Genomic DNA, 5073 nt, shown 5'->3' on the forward strand with positions numbered 1-5073 from the left:
GGTGGGGGGTTAGCTTGATCGGCATGGGGCGGCGGTATGGGAACGATGTGCTGGCCGGGGACTGGCGGCGGCGGAAGGTCACGCCGGAGGTGGACGCCGAGCCGGACCTCGTGGTCGAGGACGCCGACTCCGGCTTCTGCGGCGCGGTGGTCGGCTTCGAGGCCGGCGCGGTGGTGCTGGAGGACCGGCACGGACGCCGGCGCAACTTCCCGCTGCTGCCGGCCGCGTTCCTGCTCGACGGGCGGCCGGTGACGCTGCGCCGCCCGACCCGCGCCCCGGCACCGGCCGCCCGGCGGCGCACCGCCTCCGGCTCGATCGCCGTCGACGGCGTACGCGCCCAGGTCGCCAAGGCCAGCCGGATCTGGGTGGAGGGCATCCACGACGCCGCCCTGGTCGAGCGGATCTGGGGCGACGACCTGCGCGTCGAGGGCGTGGTGGTGGAGCCGCTGGACGGCATCGACGCGCTGGACGCCGAGGTGCGCGACTTCGCCCCCGGCCCCGGCCGCCGCCTCGGCGTGCTCGTCGACCACCTGGTCGCCGGCTCCAAGGAGAGCCGGATCGTCGCGAAGGTGACCTCTCCGCACGTGCTGGTCACCGGGCACCCGTACGTCGACGTGTGGCAGGCGGTGAAGCCGGCGGCGCTGGGCATCCCCGCGTGGCCGGTGGTGCCGCCGGGGCAGCCGTGGAAGGAGGGCGTCTGCGCGGCGCTCGGGGTCGCCACGCCGGCGGACATGTGGCGGCACATCCTGTCCCGGGTCGACAGCTTCGCCGACGTGGAGACCCCGCTGATCAACGCGATGGAACGCCTGATCGACTTCGTCACCGAGCCGGCCTGAGCGTGGTCGCGGCCGGGGCCGCGATCCGCCGTGCCCGGCTCCGGGCGGTCAGGCCTGATCCCTCCGCCGGGCACGGCGGCCCCGGCCCGTCGGGTGACGGCCCCGTGCGCGTCCTGCCTCGGGTCCGGGTCGCGGACCGCCGCAACTCCGGACCGGTCTGGTCAGGGCTCCTGGTCGGGGGTGCGGGTGAAGACGAAGGTGGCGACGTCGAGCGCCACGGCCCGTCCCGCCTCGTCGCGCAGCACCGACAGGATCTCGCCGTTCTCCGGGCCGGAGCGACCCCGCCAGCGGTCGGGCCCCTCGGGGACGAACGCGCTCACCCGCTCGCCGCGCACGTACGCGACCAGCTCACCCGCGGCCGCGTCCCAGGTGACGTCGAGCGACGCCCCCATCCACCACCAACGACCGGTCACCTCGTCGACCTCGGCGGGCGGGGGAGTGGCGGCCGGCCGCCAGGGCTGCGGGAACGCCGGCTCGGCCTCCAGCACGGTGGTGAGGACCCGTAGCGCGAGCCCGCCGATCCCGCCGGTGCGGAAGCCGTACGAGTTGGCGAAGCCGACCACGCCGGTGCGCGACGGGCGGTGCACCGCGAGGGCCGCCACGTAGCCGGGCATCGAGCCGCCGTGCCCGACGTACACCCGCTCGCCCTGCCGGTAGAGCTCCAGCCCCAGGCCGTGCCCGCCGGTCCACGAGTCGAGGTCGCTGATCGCCACCGGGACGCACATCTCGGTCAGCGTCTCCGCGGCCAGCACCTCCGGCACCGGGTCGGCCAGGAAGGCCGCCCACCGGGCCAGGTCCTCGGCGGTGGACCAGAGCTGCCCGGCCGGGGCCATCGCCCCGGTGTCGGTACGCGGCTCCTCCCGCAGCGTGTCGTGCCAGGGGTGCACGACGTAGCCGCGGGCGAACGGCTCGGTCGCCGCGTACGTGGTGCGGCGCATGCCGAGCGGCTCCAGCACGCGCTGGCGGAGCAGCTCGGCCCAGCCGGTGTCGGTGATCCGCTCGAGCACCCCGCCGAGCAGCCCGTACGCCAGGTTCGAGTAGTGGTACGAGCGGTGCGGAGGATAGGCGATCTTCCCGGCGTCGACCCCGGCCAGCAGGGTGGCGAGGTCCGCGCCCTCGGCGCGCTCCCACCACTGCCCGTCCGGCTCGCGGCGCAGGCCGCTCGCGTGGCCGAGCAGCTGCCGCAGGGTGAGCGTGCCCACACCGGTGCCGGGCAGGTGCTTCTCCAGCGGGTCGTCCAGGGCCAGCCGGCCGGCGTCGCGCTCCTGCATGACCAGGGTGGCGGTCATGGTCTTGCTGATCGACCCGAGGCGGTACTGGAGGTCGGCGTCGGGGCGCGGATGCTCGCCGGCGGTGGCGAGGTGCGTCAGCGCGCCGTCGCGCACCACGCCGATCAGCAGCGACGGCGTACGGCCGGCGGACTGCGCCCCGGCGACGAGGGCGTCGACCTGGCGGGCGGTCTCGGGCAGCAGGGACACGGGCTCTCCTCGTGGAATTGCGGCACCGTCGGGCGGGCCGCCGGCGTGCCGCCGAGCTTACTGATCTTCGCCGGTGGGCTCCACGTGCTTTGACGTGTCACGATCGGGGGGTGGACGCCGTGCTGTGGATCGTGCTGGGTGTCGTTCTGGCGGTCGCCGAGATCTTCACGACGACGCTGTTTCTGATCATGTTCGCGGCCGGCGCCTTCGCCGCCGCGGGAGCCGCGGCGCTCGGCGCGCCCGTCGGCGTGCAGGCGATCGTCTTCGCCGCGGTGTCGGCGCTGACGGTGCTGGGCGTGCGGCCGACGCTGCGCAGGCACCGGCGCTCGGCGCTCGAGAGCGGCGAGCAGGCCTTCGGCGTGGAGGCGATCGAGGGCAGCACGGCGCTGGTGCTGGAGCGGGTCGACGCCGGGCAGGGCATGGTGAAGATCGACGGTGAGCTGTGGCAGGCCCGCTCCTACGACGCGAGCCAGCACTTCGCCCCGGGCGAACGGGTGCAGGTGATCCAGGTGCGGGGTGCCACCGCCCTGGTGTGGCGGGACGACGTTTCCCCTTCCGGCGAGCTACCCGAAGCGAAAAGGTGAGTACATGGAACTTGTGATCCCGGTCCTACTGATCGCCATCGCGCTGATCGGGGTGATCACCCTGGCGAAGGCGGTGCGGATCGTGCCGCAGCAGCGCCAGGACGTGGTGGAACGGCTCGGCAGGTACAAGCGCACCCTCAACCCGGGGCTCAACATCCTGGTGCCGTTCGTCGACGCGGTGCGTACCAAGGTCGACATGCGCGAGCAGGTGGTCAGCTTCCCGCCCCAGCCGGTGATCACCTCCGACAACCTGGTCGTCTCGATCGACACGGTCCTCTACTTCAAGGTGGTCGACGCGGTCCGGGCGACCTACGAGATCTCGAACTTCCTCCAGGCCATCGAGCAGCTCACCGTCACCACGCTGCGCAACGTGATCGGCTCGCTCGACCTGGAGCGCGCGCTGACCAGCCGCGAGGAGATCAACCGCCACCTGTCGGGCGTGCTGGACGAGACCACCGGCCGGTGGGGCATCAAGGTCACCCGCGTCGAGATCAAGGCGATCGAGCCGCCGGCGAGCATCCGGGACTCGATGGAGAAGCAGATGCGCGCCGAGCGGGACCGTCGTGCGGCGATCCTCACCGCCGAGGGGCACAAGCAGTCGCAGATCCTCACGGCCGAGGGCGAGAAGCAGTCCGCCGTGCTGCGGGCCGACGGTGACCGGCAGGCCCGGATCCTCCAGGCCGAGGGCCAGGCGAAGGCGATCCGGACCGTGTTCGACGCGATCCACCAGGCGAACCCGAGCCAGAAGGTGCTCGCCTACCAGTACCTCCAGGCCCTGCCGCAGATCGCCAACGGCACCGCGAACAAGGTCTGGATCGTGCCGGCCGAGCTGACCAAGGCGCTGGAGGGCATGGGCGGCGCGCTCGGCGGGCTGAGCCGGATGGTCGGCGACGAGCCGGCGCCGGAGGCGGCCGACAGCGCGAGCGCGGTGGAGCGCGAGGCGGCCGAGGCCGCGCAGGCCGCGGCGGCCGCCGCGCAGCAGATCCACGACGAGGTACGCGTCGCCGAGGCGCAGGTCTCCGGCGGCAAGCCGCAGGGGCTGCCGGCGCCGGAGCCGGTCTCCCCGGCGAGCCTGCTCCGCGACCCGGCCGACCAGCGCGAACGCGGCTGACCGGCCCGGGCGCCGGTCGCCCGGGAATGCGAGAAAGACTCATGGGGCGCTCCGTCGCCTGCCACCATCGGTCCTAGGACGGGCGGTGAGCAGGCAACGGGGCGCCCCGGCGCGTCCCGCGCCGCTCGTCGGACGAGCGAGGTGACGCATGAAGGATCCGGCGAAGCGGGTACGGTCCTCGGCCCCGGTCCCCGGCGCGCACGATCCCACCGGGCCGCTCGGGAGTCGGCGTACCGGCGGGGGGTTCGGCGTGCTGCCCTTCGTCGAGCCGACGCCGATCGGGCCGGCCACGAACGCCACCTGGGCCTGGTCGCTGCGCCGGCTCGCCCGGGGCGCGGTGTGGCTGCTCCCCGCGTACGCCATCCTCTACGCCGTCGTGGCGATGGGCAGCGACGGCGGGGTGGGCAACGACCCGTACCCGGCCGACGGTCGGCCCCTCTACCTGGTGGGCTGGGTGGCGGCGGTGTGGCTCGGGCTGCTCGCCCTGCTGGCGCTGACCGGGCTGCTGGCGGCGACCCGCAGCCGCCGCGCGGCCGTCGCCGGCCTGCTCGTCTCCATCGCCGGCACGGTGCTCATGCTGCCGTTCGCGGGGCTGGTGGAGCAGACCCCGGTCTTCGGCACCACCGCGCGGACGCTCGTGCTGGTGGGAGCCACCTGCTACAGCCTGGGTTGGCTGCTGACCGGCTGGTCGGTGGCCCGCTCCGGGACGTTCAGCATCGGCGACGGCGCCATGCTGATGATCGCCGCCCCGCTGCTGGGCGTCGGCGGCGCGCTGATCGGCTCGCTGCAGACCTTCGGCGCGATCTTCGTACTGGTCGCCGGCATGGGCATCGGCTACCGCTCCGGCCGCCTGGTGCCCCGGGACATCGCCCGCGACGCCGCGAGCGCGAGCCTCGCCGCCGCCCCGGCCGCTCCCGGCCCGAACGGCCCGCTGCCCACCTGACCGTCGCACCGCCTCCGACGGCCACCGGAACCGGCGGGCGCCGCCGGACCGGGCGGGCGCCGCCGGACCGGGCGGGCGTCGCCGGACCGGGCGGGCGTCGCCGGACCGGGCGGGCGTCGCC

5 protein-coding genes are annotated in these 5073 nt (G+C 74.6%); 4 read left to right on the plus strand and 1 reads right to left on the minus strand.

Annotated features, from left to right (window positions below):
* Positions 1 to 23: 23 nt before the first annotated feature.
* Positions 24 to 836 carry a DUF3097 domain-containing protein gene (locus ACSNN9_RS27705; protein WP_357878835.1) on the plus strand — a complete coding sequence of 271 codons (813 nt, stop codon included), beginning with the start codon at positions 24 to 26 and terminating at the stop codon, positions 834 to 836.
* A 161-nt stretch (positions 837 to 997) separates the two neighbouring features.
* Here ACSNN9_RS27705 and ACSNN9_RS27710 read toward each other — a convergent pair whose 3' ends face one another.
* Positions 998 to 2314, minus strand: coding sequence for a serine hydrolase domain-containing protein (locus ACSNN9_RS27710; protein WP_436676239.1), 1317 nt, complete (start codon positions 2312 to 2314; stop codon positions 998 to 1000).
* Between the two features lie 110 nt (positions 2315 to 2424).
* On the opposite strand from ACSNN9_RS27710, the gene ACSNN9_RS27715 reads away from it, so the two are divergent.
* The 3 genes from ACSNN9_RS27715 to ACSNN9_RS27725 all read left to right on the plus strand — a co-directional run bounded on the left by ACSNN9_RS27715 (position 2425) and on the right by ACSNN9_RS27725 (position 4952).
* The gene (locus ACSNN9_RS27715; protein WP_436676241.1) at positions 2425 to 2898 is read left to right on the plus strand and encodes an NfeD family protein; all 474 of its coding nucleotides are present in this window, start codon (positions 2425 to 2427) and stop codon (positions 2896 to 2898) included.
* 4 nt (positions 2899 to 2902) lie between these two features.
* Positions 2903 to 4009 (plus strand): SPFH domain-containing protein, encoded by a 1107-nt coding sequence (locus ACSNN9_RS27720; RefSeq protein ID WP_436676243.1) that lies wholly within the window; start codon positions 2903 to 2905, stop codon positions 4007 to 4009.
* 148 nt (positions 4010 to 4157) lie between these two features.
* On the plus strand, positions 4158 to 4952 hold the full coding sequence (locus ACSNN9_RS27725) for a hypothetical protein (RefSeq protein ID WP_357878823.1): 795 nt from the start codon (positions 4158 to 4160) through the stop codon (positions 4950 to 4952).
* Positions 4953 to 5073: the final 121 nt, after the last annotated feature.

Source organism: Micromonospora sp. URMC 107, from assembly GCF_051386315.1.
GTDB lineage: Bacteria > Actinomycetota > Actinomycetes > Mycobacteriales > Micromonosporaceae > Micromonospora.